Source organism: Planococcus lenghuensis, assembly GCF_001999905.1.
Taxonomy (GTDB): Bacteria; Bacillota; Bacilli; order Bacillales_A; family Planococcaceae; genus Indiicoccus; species Indiicoccus lenghuensis.
In genome coordinates this window covers 2,211,232-2,226,783 of record NZ_CP019640.1, presented here as the reverse complement: position 1 = coordinate 2,226,783, position 15,552 = coordinate 2,211,232, and the positions used below count along the sequence as shown (strand labels likewise).

The window sequence follows — 15,552 nt, the reverse complement described above, 5'->3', positions numbered from 1 at the left end:
AAAAGGAGCTGTCCAAAAAGCCTCCTAAATTAAAAACAGGGAGAGAATAACCAATCGGTTTTCTCTCCCTGTTTTTTTGAAGCCCGCTTTTTTCGAAAGTAACCAGAGGAAGTGTCCGCCAGACTGAGACTCAGCTACTTCTTTTGAATAAAAAAAGGCTGTCCCGCAAAGTCATTTTTCATGACCTTTTAGGACAGCTTCTTTTGGTGTTTATCAATTTCAAATCCCGGCGCCATCTTCCGTTCAGGAAAAGATGCGACGGATGTCTGAGCCGTTGCACAGCCCGATCAGCAGCTTTAGCCTGGCTTTCTGGCCGCTGAGACCATGAGCGACGATGACGCCTTCTTCCTGAAGCATGCGCCCGCCGCCGGGGTATGCGTAAACGGCTTGGGCGATGCCATTAAAACAGCGGGAAACAAGAACGACGGGAATATCATGACTGATCGCCCGCCGCACTGCCGGCAAAAGGGCCGGCGGAACATTTCCTTGACCCAGGCCTTCCAGGACAATTCCATCGTATGCCAGGTCGATCGCTGAATCGACAATATCGCCATCCATGCCGGCGAACACTTTTAGCAGCATGACCTTTTTTGTAATCGCTTCAACGTTGTAATATTCCTGGCGCATTGGGCTGTGATGGAACCGGACCGCATTTTTTGTCACGATGCCGATCGGGCCGTACTGTGGGCTCTGGAATGTCGAGACATTGCTGCTATGTGTTTTTGTGACGTTCTGTGCTGTGTGAATCTCATCATTCAGCACGACCAGTACACCTTTCCCTGCCGCCTCGGGATCCGCAGCGACGCGGAGGGCACTGATGAGATTGTAGACGCCATCAGAGCCGATTTCGTTTGATGTCCGCATGGCGCCGGTCAGGATCACCGGAAGCTCCGATTCCAGAGTGAGATCCAAAAAATAAGCGGTCTCTTCCAGTGTATCGGTGCCATGAGTGATGACCACGCCATCAATGTCCCGGATTCGGCGGTAACTGTTGATCAGCTGGCGGATGGAAAACATTTCGGCCGGTGTAATATGCGGTGAAGGCAAATTGAAAACCTCTTCTTCGAAAATCTCGGCATGATCCTCAAATTTTTCTCTTTCTGCCATCATCGGATTCTGATCGCCCGGCATGACTGCTCCGGAACTCTCTTGGGTGTGCATGGAAATGGTGCCGCCTGTATGAATCAGCAAAATTTTCTTTTTCATTGATTTCCTCCTGAAAGACGTCATTTGTCCGGTGCTCCACGTGTTATACTGAAAAGAACTTAAGTGAAGGAGCGTGCTTATGCTCATTCTCCTCTCGGTCGCGATTGCACCGAGCCTGGCTCTCTTCAGTTATTTCTATTTGCGGACAGAATTCATGAAAGAGCCATCGCGGCTGCTGTTTCATTGTTTCATCTATGGTGCTATTTTAACCTTTCCGATTTTGTTTGTTCAATATGTGTTTGCAGAAGAACAGGTGTTTCAGCATGCCTATGTTCAGGATGTACTGTTTACAGGCACAGTCGAAGAGTTTTTTAAATGGCTGATTCTGCTGCTGGTCATCTACCGCCACGTGGAGTTCGATGTGCCGAATGACGGAATCCTGTACGGCACCAGCATCGCGCTTGGATTTGCCACTGTGGAAAATGTGCTGTATCTGCTTGAGTTCGGCATCGATGCGGCGTTTTTCCGGGCGTTTCTGCCTGTTTCAAGCCATGCGTTATTCGGTGTGGTCATGGGGTTTTACTTTGGAAAAGCGAAATGGCCAGGAAAACTCAATATAAAAATTTGGCTGGCAATCGGGCTGTTCGGACCGCTTTCACTGCATATCCTGTATAATTCAATTCTGTTTCTGGAAAACTCAAGGCTCGAACTGATCATTCCGTTCATGCTGTTTTTGTGGTGGTTCGCTCTGCGGAAAGTTAAACAGGCCCACCAGCTCACGATCGATCATTACCATGACCGGCCGCCGCTCATTCCGTAACCAGCCGGTTGCAGGTCATGAATAAATTTCGTGCTTCCCTGAAAAGTTCTGGTTCCCGGAACTTTTCTTTTTTATGATAAAATGAAGTGACTTGAATGGATGAGGTGACAGTTTTTATGAGAACAATGCAAATTGCGATTGACGGACCAGCCGCTGCCGGAAAAAGTACGGTAGCGAAAATTGTGGCCGAACAGCTGGGATTCATATACATAGATACAGGTGCAATGTATCGGGCAGCTACCTTAAAAGCATTGACGGCCGGAGCTGATCTCACAGACGGGGAGGCGCTGTCAGCACTGCTGAAAAATGTGGATATCCGGCTTGAACCCGGTGAACAGGGGCAGCGCGTCTACCTCGATGGACAGGATGTGACTGAAGAAATCCGCACTGACCAAGTGACAAAATCCGTCTCGGAAGTGGCTGCACACCGGGAAATCCGGGAACAAATGGTCCAGCTGCAGAAAGAGCTCGCAGAAGGGCGGGGCGTGGTCATGGACGGGCGGGATATCGGCACCCGTGTACTGCAGGATGCCGGACTGAAAGTTTACATGATCGCTTCTGCTGAAGAACGGGCGCAGCGACGATTTGAGGAAAATCGGACGCGCGGCATCCGGACGCCGCTTGATGTGCTGAAGATGGAAATTGAAAAGCGGGACCGGATGGACTCGGAGCGGAAAGAATCCCCTCTCGTTCAGGCACAAGATGCCGTGTTGATCGATACGACATCCCTGACAGTGCCGGAAGTGGCATCCCGAATTATCGGACTGGCGAAAGAGAGGCTGAACTAGCATGGAATTCTATCATTTCGCCAGAGGAGTCGTCGCTTCTATCGTTAAGCCGCTTTACCGGTTGGATATCCGGGGAACGGAGCATTTTCCAAAGGATGCCGGTGTATTGGTATGTGCGAATCATACGCATAATTTTGATCCGCTGGCGCTGGGAGTCGCTACGCCGCGCCCGGTTAATTTTATGGCAAAAGCAGAGCTGTTTGCGGCTCCGGTACTAAAGGGGCTGCTGCCGAAAGTGAATGCATTTCCGGTGAAACGGGGGCTGAGTGACCGGGAGGCGATGCGGACGGCACTCCGGCTGCTGAAAAGCGGAGAAGTCGTCGGCATGTTCCCTGAAGGTACGCGAAGCAAGGATGGGAAACTCGGAAAAGGGCTTGCGGGCGCTGGTTTTTTTGCGCTTCGCGGAGATGCGGATGTAGTTCCATGTGCGATTATCGGGCAGTATAAGCCGTTGCGCCGGGTGAAAGTTATTTTTGGCCAGCCGCTCGCCATGGCGCCGTTCCGGGAACGCAAAGCATCTGCCGAAGAAGTCACAGCAGCGATTATGCAGGAGATTCAAAGAATTTTGGATGAAAATGAGAATTCTAAGGGATAACTTTTGTTTTTATTAGAGAATTCGCATAAAATAAGACATGGAAAGTTTTTGAGGAGGGCTACTATGTCAGAGGAAATGAACATGATGGAAAACCGTGACTTTCAAGTGGGAGACCGGGTCACAGGAACAGTTGTCAAAGTGGAAGATAAAGCTGTAACTGTCACAATCGACGGAGCGCCGTTTGATGGCGTCGTGCCGATCAGCGAACTGTCCAGTCTCCACATCGAAAAAGCATCAGATTCAGTCCAGGAAGGCGATCAGCTGGAACTACTCATTACGAAAGTGGAAGATGAGAATTTCGTTCTTTCAAAACGGAAAGTGGATGCCGAACAGGCATGGACTGACCTGGAAGCGAAATTCGAATCCGGTGAAATCATCGAAGCGGAAGTGAAAGATGTCGTTAAAGGCGGACTGGTCGTCGATCTGGGCGTGCGCGGATTCGTGCCGGCATCGCTGGTTGAAGACTATTTTGTCGAATCATTCGATGATTATAAGGGCCGGACGCTCACGTTTAAAATCGTGGAGATGGAAAAGGAGAACAACCGCCTGATTCTGTCTCACCGGGCTGTTGTGGAAACAGAAAAAGAAGCGCATAAGACGGAAGTGCTGGAAAATATCCATGCCGGGGATGTGCTGACCGGTAAAGTGCAACGGATCGCTTCATTTGGTGCATTCGTCGATCTTGGCGGCGTGGACGGACTTGTCCATATTTCCCAGCTGTCGTACGAGCATGTTGAAAAAGTATCAGACGTTGTGAAGGAAGGCCAGGAAGTACGGGTTAAAGTATTATCCGTCGACCGCGATGCCGAGCGCATTTCCTTGTCCATCAAGGAAACGCTGCCAGGGCCATGGGACAACATCGAAGAGAGAATGCCGAAAGGTTCTGTGCGCAGAGGCACCGTTAAACGGCTTGTCAGCTACGGCGCGTTCGTCGAAGTGCTTCCGGGTGTGGAAGGCCTCGTGCACATTTCCCAGATTGCACATAAGCACATCGGTACACCGCAGGAAGTGCTGACAGAAGGTCAGGAAGTGGAAGTGAAAGTACTTGACGCCAACGAACAGGACAAGCGCCTGTCGCTCAGCATCAAGGAACTTCAAGACCGCAATGCAGAGCCGGATAACCAGGATTATGAAATGCCGGAAGAATCATCCGGCTTCTCCATCAGCGATGTAATCGGTGATAAGCTTAAAGGATTCCGTTCAGAATAAACGGACTTCTTAACTTCATACCCAGAAAGCGGCGGGCATTCCATTGTTCCGCCGCTTTTTGTGTATAATAGAACTATCTGAAGCTGGAAGGGTGTTATGTATTATGTCAAAACCGACAGTCGCAATCGTCGGCAGGCCAAATGTAGGCAAATCAACAATTTTCAATCGAATCGTAGGGGACCGGGTTTCCATCGTCGAAGATGAGCCGGGAGTTACCCGCGATCGTATATACAGTTCAGCAGAATGGCTGGCACATGAATTCAACCTGATTGATACAGGCGGAATCGATTTGAGCGATGAACCGTTTCTTGAGCAGATCCGCCAGCAGGCGGAAATCGCCATGGACGAAGCCGATGTCATCATTTTCCTCGTCAACGGCCGGGAAGGCGTAACGGTGCAGGATGAGCAGGTGGCGAAAATTCTGTACCGCACGAATAAGCCGGTTGTGCTGGCTGTCAATAAAATCGATAATCCCGACATGCGGGAAATGATTTATGATTTCTATTCGCTTGGCTTCGGAGAACCGTTCCCGATTTCAGGTTCCCATGGGCTTGGGCTCGGCGACCTGCTGGATGAAGCAGCCCGTCACTTCCCGGACAAGCCGGAGGAGGACTATGAGGAGGACGTCATCAAATTTTCATTGATCGGCCGCCCGAACGTCGGGAAATCCTCACTCGTCAATGTGTTGCTCGGGGAAGAGCGGGTCATCGTCAGTGATATTGCCGGCACGACACGCGATGCCATCGATACCGAGTACGAATACAATGACCAGGAATATGTGATCATTGACACTGCCGGCATGCGCAAACGCGGGAAAGTTTACGAAGCGACCGAGAAATACAGCGTGCTCCGCGCACTCCGGGCGATTGAACGTTCCGATGTTGTGTTGGTTGTGCTGAACGGTGAAGAAGGCATCCAGGAGCAGGACAAGAAAATCGCCGGTTATGCGCATGAAGCCGGCAAAGGTGTCATCATCGTCGTCAACAAATGGGATGCCGTCGAGAAAGACGAAAAAACAATGAACGAAAAAACCAAGGAAATCCGGGCTCATTTTCTGTTTCTGGATTATGCGCCAATTTTATTCGTTTCAGCGAAAACAAAGCAGCGCGTGCACAATTTGCTGGAAATCATCAATCGGGTAAGCGAGAATCACTCGCTCCGCATCCAGTCCAGCATCCTGAATGAAGTGATTGCGGATGCTGTGGCGATGAACCCGGCACCGAGTGATAAAGGACGCCGCCTACGGATTTACTATATGACCCAAGTGGCGGTAAAGCCGCCGACATTCGTCGTGTTTGTCAATGAACCGGAACTCATGCATTTTTCATACGAACGATTTTTGCAGAACAGGATCCGGGAAACGTTCGATTTTGAAGGTACACCAATCCGGCTGATTATCCGGGCAAGAGCGTAAGAAGGAGGAGAGCATGATGGAAAAAGTCACAGTATTTGGAGCTGGCAGCTGGGGAACGGCGCTGGCTTACGTGCTGACGCTGAACGGGCATGATGTGCTCTTATGGACGCATCGTGCCGACCAGGCTGATGAACTGAACAGCGGAACAAACGAAAGATACCTGCCGGGTTTCCGGCTGCCGGGAACGCTGAAAGCAACAAGTGATTTACAGCATGCGATCCGGCATTCAGAAACCTTCGTTATTGCGGTGCCATCGAAAGCCATCCGGGAAGTGTGTGCAGAAATCAGCGGCGGGATGGATAAGTCTGCGTTGTTCATCCACGTTTCCAAGGGTATTGAGCCGGATACCCACAAGCGCATCAGTGAAATGATTCGGGAAGAAGTCGGAACTGAGCAGCTGAAAGCGATTGTCGTGCTGTCTGGACCGAGCCATGCAGAAGAAGTGGCCAAAGAGCATCCGACGACCATTACGGCCGCCTCAGAGGACAAGGAAGCAGCAAAGCGCGTGCAGGACCTGTTCATGAACCAGTTCCTGCGGGTCTACACGAACACCGATGTCGTAGGAGTGGAGATTGGCGGAGCGTTAAAGAACATCATTGCGCTTGCAGCCGGACTGACGGACGGACTCGGCTATGGAGATAACGCGAAAGCGGCCCTGATCACGCGGGGGCTTGCGGAAATTGCCCGGCTCGGCGTGAAACTAGGCGCCACGCCGTTAACGTTCTCAGGGCTTTCCGGTGTCGGTGACTTGATCGTCACTTGCACAAGCCCGCATTCCCGGAACTGGCGGGCAGGCAATATGCTCGGCAAAGGCAAAACCGTGGAGGAAGTCGAAGCATCGATGGGCATGGTTGTCGAAGGAATCCGGACGACGAAAGCCGCTTATCAGCTGTCGCAGAAAGTCGGCGTGCCAATGCCGATCACAGCAGCGCTCTACTCGGTGCTGTTTGAACAGGTGCCCGTGGAGAAAGCGGCGGAAGGCCTGATGGACCGTGTGAAAAAAGACGAAATGGAAGATATGATCGACTTGCTTTAATTGTCACAAAAGAAGGGAGCGCGTTGCCGCGTCCCTTCTTTTTCTGTGCTATACTGTTGACTGAAATTGAGCGAAAGGCGGCTAGAACATGACCTCTCTCGATAAAATGTGGATTGCCTTCATCGGAATGGGATTTCTGATGCTTTCCATGGGACTGATCTATCTCAGCAGATACAAAATTAATAATGGTGTACTGAAGTTCGTTACGGCACTGACTGCGTATGGTCTGCTTATCATTGGCTGCATCCTGTCGGCGTTCATCGTATTCAGTGGACCGACCGGCAATTAATGAGGTGAATAATATGAAAAAATTAGCTCTGGTCCTGCTTCTGGCAACGGTCAGTGTGCTATTATCGGGCTGTCTGTTCCCATCAAGCGAGCGGGAGGGCACGAATATTCCGTATGAGCAACAGCTGAACTCCGTGCAGGAAGCGGTCGATCGCTTCCGGGAGAATTCAGGCGGACTGATCCCGATCAGGAACCGCGATGCAGATGTGGATCAGTATATCAAGTATCCGATCGATTTTTCGAAAATTGTACCGGCTTACCTGCCTGAAATTCCGTCCAATGCATTTGAACAAGGCGGCGTTTATCAATATGTCCTGATGGACGTGGAAAACGTACCGACCGTTAAACTTGTCGATCTCCAGCTGGCAGAGCAGCTCCGTTCGCTGAACGTCCGAAAAGGCATAAACGGCTATGTGCCGATTGCCAGTGTAGTGACGGATAATGTGTACCGGCCCAGTTATGAGGCAATGGGACTCGAAGGCGCTGCGGAAGTAACGAGCCCTTACAGCGGCCGCAATCTACCGATCGTCGTCACCGGGGCCGGTGATTTCTATGTGGATTATTCGATGGATCTTTTCACGGAACTGCAGGAATACGAAGGGGAAGTAACACCGGGCGAAGACATCCGGTTCCTGCTGTATGATGATAGTCCGATTGTGCCGGCTTACTCGCTTCCGTATACCGTCAATGAAGAAGGAGAGCCTGTTTTCCTCACCGAAAATGAAAATTAACCAGTCTTTCAGCACTGAAGAAAGAAAATGCCGTGACAAAAGGATGTTACTTTTTCTTATTTTTGGAAACCCGCCGCAAATGTTGTTGCGGCGGGTTTTTGGTTATGATACTCTTTTATCAGGTCTTCAGATTTGTATCTCTTTGAGAGGAGGTGAATGACATGAACAAAACAGAATTGGTGAACTCTGTTGCAGAAGCGGCAGGCATCTCCCGTAAAGATGCAGCAAGTGCAGTCGATGCAACATTCGATACAATCCAGAATGCACTGACAGAGGGTGATAAAGTTTCCCTGATTGGTTTCGGGAACTTTGAAGTCCGTGAACGGGCAGCCCGTAAAGGACGCAACCCGCAAACAGGTGAGGAAATCGAAATCGCAGCCAGCAAAATTCCTGCATTCAAACCAGGAAAAGCGCTGAAAGACGCGGTAAAATAATTTTCAATGCCTACATAAAGGATGGTCTTTGCGGCAAGACGCGCAAAGGCCATTCTTTTTGTAATTCATATTCCGCTATGCAATCAGTGGGAAAATCATTTTTTGGGTCTGCATCCGGTCAGGGCCAGCAATGCTTCCAGGGCGACGGAGAGAAACCGGTGCTTTTTTTAAGTCCTTTTGCAGTCGGCTATTTTGCTAAAGGATCATACATATGCTACGATTCAGTATGAATTTGTGTTTCAGGAGGAAACAGTAATGAAGACTGTGTCAGGAATGGATTTAAAGAAAATAGAGCAAGCCGTTTCTATGATTCTGGAGGCAGTCGGTGAAGATCCGGCCCGTGAAGGATTGCTGGATACCCCCAAACGGGTGGCAAAGATGTATGAGGAGATTTTTTCCGGTCTTCAGGAAGATCCACGCGATTATTTCAGAACCGTCTTTCATGAAGAACATGAAGAGTTAGTGCTGGTTAAAGATATCCCTTTTTATTCGATGTGCGAGCATCATCTGGTGCCGTTTTTCGGGAAAGCGCATATTGCCTATATTCCCCAAAACGGCACAGTGGCTGGACTGAGCAAATTGGCAAGGGCTGTTGAAAGCATTGCAAAGCGCCCGCAACTGCAGGAGCGGATTACGACCACCATTGCTGACGCTGTGATGGATACGCTTGGGGCCAAAGGTGTGTATGTAATGGTCGAAGCGGAACATATGTGCATGACCATGCGCGGTGTGAAAAAACCGGGAAGCAAAACAGTGACTGCTGCAGCCCGCGGTGTACTCGAAGAAGATGCAATCAAACGGTCAGAAGTGATCTCTTACATTCAAATGAACTGATACGGGCAGGTGATAAGATGGCACAGAGTGAATATATTGTGATAAAAGCTGCAGAAGACGGCGTAAACGTCATCGGGCTGACCCGGGGAACGGATACAAAATTCCATCATTCCGAAAAACTGGACAGAGGCGAAGTAATGATCGCGCAATTCACGGAACACACATCAGCTATGAAAATCCGGGGAAAAGCGGAGATTCATACAGCTTACGGTCTCATCGAAAGCGAAGGTAAAAAATGAATCCGCTGAAGTGAATGGTCCGCGTGCGCTGTGGTATACTATGAAACATGGCGCATTCACGATTGGAGCAAGCAGGCATGAATGAACAGCAAATAGATGAAAAAATCACATTGGAACAAGTCCGCATCATGGAACTTGTTCATCATCGGACACTCGAGAAGTTCACGGCAGGTCCTGCAGTGAAACGGACTCGGCTGTTCTTTTTGCTGCTTCCCTACTTAAACGGGGAATACTGGTCTTCCGAGACGGAAGCATCATCAAAAACGGTATCGATTGTCCAGGCTGCACTCGACGCGCATGAACATGTAGAGGAAAACGGAGCAGCCAACCTCGAACAGCAGCTGACGGTACTGGCAGGCGATTACTATAGCGGCGTGTATTATCAAGTGCTGGCCCGTCTGAAAAATATCGATTTGGTCCGGCAGCTGTCAAGCGCAATTGCAGAAATCAGCGAAAACAAGGCTTCTTTATATGAGAGCCTTCCATGGCGGCCGACAGACATCGAAATCGCGGTTGGAGAAATCGAAGCTGGCCTGATCCGGACCTTTTATGAGTTTTATAGCTACGGATCCTATGAACGGTTGGCAATCCGTGCCCTCAGCCTGCTGCGATATGAAAGCGAACTCGAGTTGCTAAAGTCCGGTGGCAGAAGCCCTCTTCTGAACGTATTGGCCAAGGCGACAGGCAGTATGCTGACAGCTGAACAATGGCTGCACGAGAAGGTGAATACGCTCTATAGCGAAGTGGTTCATCTGGCCAAGCAGCAGCCGCTCCAGAAGGAGCTGGAAAGCTTTCTGCTCAACCGCGTGCTGCCGCACCGTAAAATGGAGCAATTGATACGCGAAGGGTGAGGGACATGCAAAAGACGAAAGAACAACGTGTGCACGAAGTGTTTGAAAAAATATCAGGGAATTATGACCAGATGAACTCAGTCATCTCTTTCCAGCAGCATGTGCGCTGGCGAAAAGATGCAATGGAAAAAATGCAGGTTCCCGAAGGTGCCGCTGCGCTGGATGTTTGCTGCGGAACCGCGGACTGGACCATTGCGCTTGCAGAAGCAGCCGGGCCGGCTGGCCGGGTGGTCGGTTTGGATTTCAGCCGGAACATGCTGAATGTCGGCGTTGAGAAGACGAAAGACATGCCGCAAGTTGAACTTGTTCATGGAAATGCCATGCAATTGCCATTTCCGGACAATTCATTTGATTTCGTTACCATCGGCTTCGGGCTGCGCAATGTCCCGGATTACAGGCAAGCGCTTGCAGAAATGCACCGGGTGCTGAGACCCGGGGGGATGATTGCGTGTCTTGAGACCAGCCAGCCTGAGAGCCGGCTGTTCAGACCCGTATTCCGTCTTTATTTCCGCTTTATTATGCCGGCATTCGGCAAGCTGTTCGCCAAAAGCTACAAAGAATATTCATGGCTTCAGGAATCGGCGAAGGCTTTTCCGGATATGAAAGGTCTGGCCCGGCTGTTTGCTTCGGTCGGCTTTCAGGAAATCAAGTATAAGCCATACAGCGGAGGGGCAGCAGCTCTTCATATCGGATTCAAAAATCCAATTTAGCGGGAGAAGGTTGTAGTCGTGGAAAAAGTGAAGCTGAGAATCCTTTATTCCGATCTCAGACCGGAACTTGAGATCATCGAAAAAGAATTAGAACAGGCAGTCCAGTCATCCTCCCACTTATTAAACGATGCTTCTCTTCACCTGCTGCAGGCCGGAGGGAAACGTATCCGCCCTGTTTTTGTGCTGCTTGCCGCCAAATTTGGCGATTACGATGCGGCAACGGTCCGAAATGTGGCGGTGCCACTTGAACTGATCCATATGGCGTCACTCGTCCATGATGATGTGATAGATGATTCGGAAGTGCGGCGCGGGGAGCCGACGGTTAAAGCCCAGTGGAATAATCGGGTTGCAATGTACACCGGAGATTTCATGTTCGCCCGGGCGCTGGAACATGCGGCCGCTGTCCGGAACCCGGTACTCCATGAAGTGCTGGCAAAAGCGATCATTGAAGTATGCCGGGGAGAAATCATTCAGATCGAGGATAAGAGTCAGCTGGATCAGAATTTGCGGAGCTACCTGCGGCGCATTAAGCGGAAAACGGCGCTGCTCATTTCATCGAGCTGCGAACTTGGCGGGCTGGCCGCCGGAGCAGATCCGGCGACAGTAGCTCATCTTCGCCGGTTCGGTTATTTCATCGGCATGTCTTTTCAGATCATTGATGATGTGCTGGATTTCACGGCTTCTGACGCAGAGCTCGGCAAACCGGCTGGCAGCGATTTTCTGCAAGGCAATATCACATTGCCGATTTTGTTTGCCCGGGACGATGAGAAACTGCAGGCATTGCTTCAGCGGACGCTGGGAGAAGAATTGACCGACCGGCAGCGGCTTGATGTAGTGGAGGAAGTGCGGGAGAGTGCCGGCATTCGGCGCTCAAAAGAGCTGAGTGACCGCTATTTACAGAAGGCGCTTCGGGAATTGGCGGCCCTGCCCGATATTCCGTCAAAGAAAGCGCTTCGTGATCTTGCATTTTTCATCGGCAAGCGGAAGTTCTAGATTTCAGTTGACAATCCGATGGGTCATGATAGTATTTTTTACGGTGGGCTAAATGCCTAAGTTTTGATTAAGGGAGTGTTGAATATGGAAAAAACATTTTTGATGGTTAAGCCGGACGGTGTCCAGCGCAACGCAGTCGGCGAAATCGTCGGCCGTTTCGAACAAAAAGGCTATAAGCTTGCAGGAGCTAAGCTCATGCAGATTTCACAGGAATTAGCGGAACAGCATTATGGAGAACATAAAGAACGCCCATTCTTTGGCGAGCTTGTTGAGTTCATCACGTCGGGCCCCGTTTTCGCAATGGTATGGGAAGGTGAGAATGTGATTGCAACTGCCCGTCAGATGATGGGGGCAACGAATCCGAAAGATGCAGCTCCTGGCACAATCCGCGGCGACTTCGCTGTAACTGTCGGAAAAAACATGATTCATGGTTCAGATTCTCCTGAAAGCGCAGAGCGTGAAATTGGCTTGTTCTTCAAAGAAGAAGAGCTTGTATCCTACGAAAAGACGATCGGAAGCTGGATCGACTAATAAGCGTATAAAAAGGCAGCTCCGGCTGTCTTTTTTTATTTCCATTTATCTCTTCCGGGGCAGCCGAAGCGGTGCGGGTAAAGATCAGTAATAATTGAAGAAGGAACGTATTAAATTCAGCTGATGGAAAAATACGGATGAACATCATTCATTTCAGGTGACTTACATAAATTCACAGAATTGCGGGGGAGTTCAGTTTAGGCAGTTTTTTAATGGGGATGCGGTATTGTCGCCCCGTCGGATTATGATATAGTAGTAATCATACAATTTAGCTTTAGTGAGTTGAAGGGGGAAAGTGCCATGCGATACCTTACAGCAGGAGAATCACACGGACCACAGCTAACGGCCATTATCGAAGGATTACCGGCCCAGCTGCCATTGACAGCAGAAATGATCAACCGGGAATTGAAACGCCGGCAAGGCGGCCATGGCCGCGGCAGACGGATGCAGATTGAGAAAGATACAGTAGATATTGCAGGCGGTGTCCGGCATGGGGAAACCCTTGGCTCACCGGTGGCGCTCGTCGTCCATAATGATGACTGGAAGCACTGGACAAACATCATGGGGATTGAACCGGTCGAAGGTGATGAAGAAGTGAAGCGGCAGATTGCCCGGCCACGTCCAGGCCACGCCGATTTGAACGGCGGCATCAAATACGGCCACCGCGATTTGCGAAATGTGCTTGAGCGGTCCTCTGCGCGGGAGACAACCGTGCGCGTAGCGGTCGGTGCTGTTGCCAAACAAGTGCTGGCAGAACTCGGTATCTCAATTGTCGCGCATGTGACAGAAATCGGTGGCATTCAGGCGGACGTGCAGAAAGCGCATGGCAAGACCGCTGCTGAACTGCGGAAGATCATCGAAAATGATCCGGTATATTGTGCAGATCCGGAAGCGTCAGCGAAAATGACTGCATTGATCGATGAAACGAAAAAGAAAGGCGATTCAATCGGTGGCACCGTCGAAGTGATCGTTGAAGGTATGCCGGCAGGGATTGGAAGTTATGTTCACTATGACCGGAAGCTTGACGCGAAAATTGCACAGGCTGTCATGAGCATCAATGCCTTCAAGGGTGTGGAATTCGGACTTGGTTTTGAAATGGCCAGACGGCCGGGCAGTCAGGTCCATGATGAAATTCTTTGGTCTGAGGAAGATGGCTACACGCGCAGAACCAATAATCTTGGCGGATTTGAAGGCGGCATGACGACCGGGATGCCGATCATCGTCCGGGGCGTCATGAAGCCGATCCCGACGCTTTATAAACCGCTTGAAAGTGTGGATATCGAAACGAAAGAACCGTTCAAAGCAAGCATTGAACGCTCAGACAGCTGCGCTGTACCAGCTGCTTCAGTCGTGGCGGAACACGTTGTCGCTTGGGAAGTGGCCAATGCGCTGCTCGAGCAGTTTGATGCGGATCAGCTGCCACGCCTGCAAAAAAATGTGGCTGATTACCGGGCGTACACGAAGGGGTTCTGATGAATGCAAACAGTCGAAGTAAATACAGCGCCTGATTACCGGGTACATATTGGGCACGGTGCATACCAGCAGTTCAAGGACGAATACAGACCACTGCTCAATGGCGCCGATAAAATCGCGGTCGTTGCTGATGAACAGGCATGGAGCCATCATGGCAGCCTGCTCCTCGATGCGTTAGGAGGACTCGATCTAAGAGTGCTTAAAATACCAGCGGGTGAACAAGCAAAGAACGCAGATACATTCATGGCGATTCATTCTTTCCTGTTGGAAAATAATTGTTCGCGCAAATCCGTGCTTATCGCCTTTGGAGGCGGAGCGGCAGGGGATGTAGCTGGGTTTGCAGCGTCAACGTTTATGCGCGGCATTGTGTACTTCCAATGCCCGACGACCATTCTGGCACATGACTCAGCGGTCGGGGGTAAAACCGCTATCAATCATCCATCCGGTAAAAACATGATCGGCACTTTTTATCAGCCGGCTGCTGTCTTATATGAGACCCGGACTCTTGCTACGCTACCGGAAGGGGAAGTCCGGTCCGGAATGGCCGAAGTCATCAAGCATGCATTCATTTCAAATCCCGGCTGGCTGGAAGAATTGCTGAAGATCCGGCAATTCAGCGCGATGCCGGACAAGGAATTGGAGACGCACCTGGCGAAGGGAATTGCAGTGAAGGCGGCGATTGTGGAAGAAGATGAACAAGAGCACGGGGCACGGAAGTTTTTGAACTTCGGGCATACACTCGCCCACGCCATCGAAGGCAACGCAGGATACGGCCAGGTGACCCACGGGGAAGCTGTAGCTCTCGGCATGGTGTTTGACCTGTTGATCGAGGAACATCCGCGGACGGATGAATATGTGGATTGGTGCCGGGCGAATGGCTATCCGCTCAATCTGCTGACGGCGCTCGCGTTTGATAATCTGCTCCCTTACATGAAACGGGACAAAAAATCCTCCGGCGGGGAGCTGGTGTTCATCGCGCTGCCTGAAACCGGCGTACCGGCTGTCGCCGTATTGACAGAAGAGAAGGCCCGGATCATTTATGGAAAGCTTCAGAATAAAATCAGGGAGGTGCTCGCATGATACGAGGCATTCGCGGAGCGGTCACAGTGGAAGCAGACCGCCCGGAAGAAGTATTGGCAGAAACCCGGGCACTTGTGCTTGAAATGGTAAATCGGAATAATATCGACCCGGAAGATGTCGCATCTGTCATCATCTCCGCAACACACGATATTAAATCATCCTTTCCGGCTAAAGCAGTCCGCTCGATCGAAGGCTGGACGTATGTGCCGGTGATGTGCACCCACGAAATGGATGTGCCCGGTGCACTGCCTCATTGCATCCGCGTCATGATGCATGTGAATACAGAGGTGCAGCAACAAGAGGTCCGGCATACGTTTTTAAAAGGGGCTGCTGCGCTCCGGCCGGATCTAGCACAAGGGAAATGATAGGAGGACAACCGA

Annotated in this window: 19 protein-coding genes; 18 read left to right on the top strand and 1 reads right to left on the bottom strand. The window is 50.7% G+C overall.

Annotated features, from left to right (window positions below):
* Positions 1-243: 243 nt before the first annotated feature.
* Entirely contained in the window at positions 244-1,206 is a 963-nt protein-coding gene (locus B0X71_RS11485) for an asparaginase (protein ID WP_077589539.1), read from the bottom strand.
* A 79-nt stretch (positions 1,207-1,285) separates the two neighbouring features.
* Here B0X71_RS11485 and prsW point away from each other — a divergent pair, with 79 nt between their 5' ends.
* The 18 genes from prsW to aroH all read left to right on the top strand — a co-directional run bounded on the left by prsW (position 1,286) and on the right by aroH (position 15,537).
* Positions 1,286-1,966, top strand: a complete 681-nt coding sequence (gene prsW, locus B0X71_RS11480; RefSeq protein WP_077589538.1) for a glutamic-type intramembrane protease PrsW — start codon at positions 1,286-1,288, stop codon at positions 1,964-1,966.
* A 116-nt stretch (positions 1,967-2,082) separates the two neighbouring features.
* A complete protein-coding gene (gene cmk / locus B0X71_RS11475; RefSeq protein ID WP_077590981.1) occupies positions 2,083-2,754 on the top strand; it encodes a (d)CMP kinase in 672 nt (223 codons plus the stop codon).
* A gap of 1 nt (position 2,755) precedes the next feature.
* The gene (locus tag B0X71_RS11470) at positions 2,756-3,349 is read left to right on the top strand and encodes a lysophospholipid acyltransferase family protein (RefSeq protein ID WP_077589537.1); all 594 of its coding nucleotides are present in this window, start codon (positions 2,756-2,758) and stop codon (positions 3,347-3,349) included.
* A gap of 63 nt (positions 3,350-3,412) precedes the next feature.
* Positions 3,413-4,558, top strand: coding sequence for a 30S ribosomal protein S1 (rpsA, locus tag B0X71_RS11465; RefSeq protein ID WP_077589536.1), 1,146 nt, complete (start codon positions 3,413-3,415; stop codon positions 4,556-4,558).
* Positions 4,559-4,661: 103 nt separating this feature from the next.
* Positions 4,662-5,972, top strand: coding sequence for a ribosome biogenesis GTPase Der (gene der, locus B0X71_RS11460; RefSeq protein ID WP_077589535.1), 1,311 nt, complete (start codon positions 4,662-4,664; stop codon positions 5,970-5,972).
* Positions 5,973-5,988: 16 nt separating this feature from the next.
* Entirely contained in the window at positions 5,989-7,008 is a 1,020-nt protein-coding gene (locus tag B0X71_RS11455; RefSeq protein WP_077589534.1) for an NAD(P)H-dependent glycerol-3-phosphate dehydrogenase, read from the top strand.
* Positions 7,009-7,096: 88 nt separating this feature from the next.
* On the top strand, positions 7,097-7,297 hold the full coding sequence (locus B0X71_RS11450; RefSeq protein ID WP_077589533.1) for a DUF2768 domain-containing protein: 201 nt from the start codon (positions 7,097-7,099) through the stop codon (positions 7,295-7,297).
* Between the two features lie 13 nt (positions 7,298-7,310).
* Entirely contained in the window at positions 7,311-8,027 is a 717-nt protein-coding gene (locus B0X71_RS11445) for a YphF family lipoprotein (protein WP_077589532.1), read from the top strand.
* Between the two features lie 161 nt (positions 8,028-8,188).
* Complete coding sequence (locus B0X71_RS11440; RefSeq protein WP_077589531.1) at positions 8,189-8,461, top strand: HU family DNA-binding protein; 273 nt, start codon at positions 8,189-8,191, stop codon at positions 8,459-8,461.
* 255 nt (positions 8,462-8,716) lie between these two features.
* A complete protein-coding gene (folE, locus tag B0X71_RS11435) occupies positions 8,717-9,295 on the top strand; it encodes a GTP cyclohydrolase I FolE (protein WP_408634096.1) in 579 nt (192 codons plus the stop codon).
* Positions 9,296-9,312: 17 nt separating this feature from the next.
* Complete coding sequence (gene mtrB, locus B0X71_RS11430; protein WP_077589530.1) at positions 9,313-9,534, top strand: trp RNA-binding attenuation protein MtrB; 222 nt, start codon at positions 9,313-9,315, stop codon at positions 9,532-9,534.
* A 77-nt stretch (positions 9,535-9,611) separates the two neighbouring features.
* Positions 9,612-10,385, top strand: a complete 774-nt coding sequence (locus tag B0X71_RS11425; RefSeq protein WP_198038584.1) for a heptaprenyl diphosphate synthase component 1 — start codon at positions 9,612-9,614, stop codon at positions 10,383-10,385.
* A 5-nt stretch (positions 10,386-10,390) separates the two neighbouring features.
* The gene (locus tag B0X71_RS11420) at positions 10,391-11,095 is read left to right on the top strand and encodes a demethylmenaquinone methyltransferase (RefSeq protein ID WP_077589528.1); all 705 of its coding nucleotides are present in this window, start codon (positions 10,391-10,393) and stop codon (positions 11,093-11,095) included.
* Positions 11,096-11,113: 18 nt separating this feature from the next.
* The gene (hepT, locus tag B0X71_RS11415; RefSeq protein WP_077589527.1) at positions 11,114-12,088 is read left to right on the top strand and encodes a heptaprenyl diphosphate synthase component II; all 975 of its coding nucleotides are present in this window, start codon (positions 11,114-11,116) and stop codon (positions 12,086-12,088) included.
* 84 nt (positions 12,089-12,172) lie between these two features.
* Positions 12,173-12,619 carry a nucleoside-diphosphate kinase gene (gene ndk, locus B0X71_RS11410; protein WP_077589526.1) on the top strand — a complete coding sequence of 149 codons (447 nt, stop codon included), beginning with the start codon at positions 12,173-12,175 and terminating at the stop codon, positions 12,617-12,619.
* 300 nt (positions 12,620-12,919) lie between these two features.
* On the top strand, positions 12,920-14,092 hold the full coding sequence (gene aroC, locus B0X71_RS11405; protein ID WP_077589525.1) for a chorismate synthase: 1,173 nt from the start codon (positions 12,920-12,922) through the stop codon (positions 14,090-14,092).
* A 3-nt stretch (positions 14,093-14,095) separates the two neighbouring features.
* On the top strand, positions 14,096-15,172 hold the full coding sequence (gene aroB, locus B0X71_RS11400; RefSeq protein WP_077589524.1) for a 3-dehydroquinate synthase: 1,077 nt from the start codon (positions 14,096-14,098) through the stop codon (positions 15,170-15,172).
* Positions 15,169-15,537, top strand: a complete 369-nt coding sequence (aroH, locus tag B0X71_RS11395) for a chorismate mutase (RefSeq protein WP_077589523.1) — start codon at positions 15,169-15,171, stop codon at positions 15,535-15,537. The genes aroB and aroH overlap by 4 nt, the downstream gene beginning before the upstream one ends.
* The last annotated feature ends 15 nt before the right edge of the window (positions 15,538-15,552 follow it).

What these genes read in the sequence shown, in the direction of transcription:
- B0X71_RS11445 (WP_077589532.1), top strand. Translation starts at nt 7,311, where the DNA reads ATGAAAAAATTAGCTCTGGTCCTGCTTCTGGCAACGGTCAGTGTGCTA.
- B0X71_RS11450 (WP_077589533.1), top strand. Translation starts at nt 7,097, where the DNA reads ATGACCTCTCTCGATAAAATGTGGATTGCCTTCATCGGAATGGGATTT.
- cmk (WP_077590981.1), top strand. Translation starts at nt 2,083, where the DNA reads ATGAGAACAATGCAAATTGCGATTGACGGACCAGCCGCTGCCGGAAAA.
- ndk (WP_077589526.1), top strand. Translation starts at nt 12,173, where the DNA reads ATGGAAAAAACATTTTTGATGGTTAAGCCGGACGGTGTCCAGCGCAAC.
- B0X71_RS11420 (WP_077589528.1), top strand. Translation starts at nt 10,391, where the DNA reads ATGCAAAAGACGAAAGAACAACGTGTGCACGAAGTGTTTGAAAAAATA.
- B0X71_RS11440 (WP_077589531.1), top strand. Translation starts at nt 8,189, where the DNA reads ATGAACAAAACAGAATTGGTGAACTCTGTTGCAGAAGCGGCAGGCATC.
- B0X71_RS11485 (WP_077589539.1), bottom strand. Translation starts at nt 1,206, where the DNA reads ATGAAAAAGAAAATTTTGCTGATTCATACAGGCGGCACCATTTCCATG.
- folE (WP_408634096.1), top strand. Translation starts at nt 8,717, where the DNA reads ATGAAGACTGTGTCAGGAATGGATTTAAAGAAAATAGAGCAAGCCGTT.
- B0X71_RS11455 (WP_077589534.1), top strand. Translation starts at nt 5,989, where the DNA reads ATGGAAAAAGTCACAGTATTTGGAGCTGGCAGCTGGGGAACGGCGCTG.
- B0X71_RS11425 (WP_198038584.1), top strand. Translation starts at nt 9,612, where the DNA reads ATGAATGAACAGCAAATAGATGAAAAAATCACATTGGAACAAGTCCGC.
- der (WP_077589535.1), top strand. Translation starts at nt 4,662, where the DNA reads ATGTCAAAACCGACAGTCGCAATCGTCGGCAGGCCAAATGTAGGCAAA.
- rpsA (WP_077589536.1), top strand. Translation starts at nt 3,413, where the DNA reads ATGTCAGAGGAAATGAACATGATGGAAAACCGTGACTTTCAAGTGGGA.
- B0X71_RS11470 (WP_077589537.1), top strand. Translation starts at nt 2,756, where the DNA reads ATGGAATTCTATCATTTCGCCAGAGGAGTCGTCGCTTCTATCGTTAAG.
- mtrB (WP_077589530.1), top strand. Translation starts at nt 9,313, where the DNA reads ATGGCACAGAGTGAATATATTGTGATAAAAGCTGCAGAAGACGGCGTA.
- aroB (WP_077589524.1), top strand. Translation starts at nt 14,096, where the DNA reads ATGCAAACAGTCGAAGTAAATACAGCGCCTGATTACCGGGTACATATT.
- aroH (WP_077589523.1), top strand. Translation starts at nt 15,169, where the DNA reads ATGATACGAGGCATTCGCGGAGCGGTCACAGTGGAAGCAGACCGCCCG.
- prsW (WP_077589538.1), top strand. Translation starts at nt 1,286, where the DNA reads ATGCTCATTCTCCTCTCGGTCGCGATTGCACCGAGCCTGGCTCTCTTC.
- aroC (WP_077589525.1), top strand. Translation starts at nt 12,920, where the DNA reads ATGCGATACCTTACAGCAGGAGAATCACACGGACCACAGCTAACGGCC.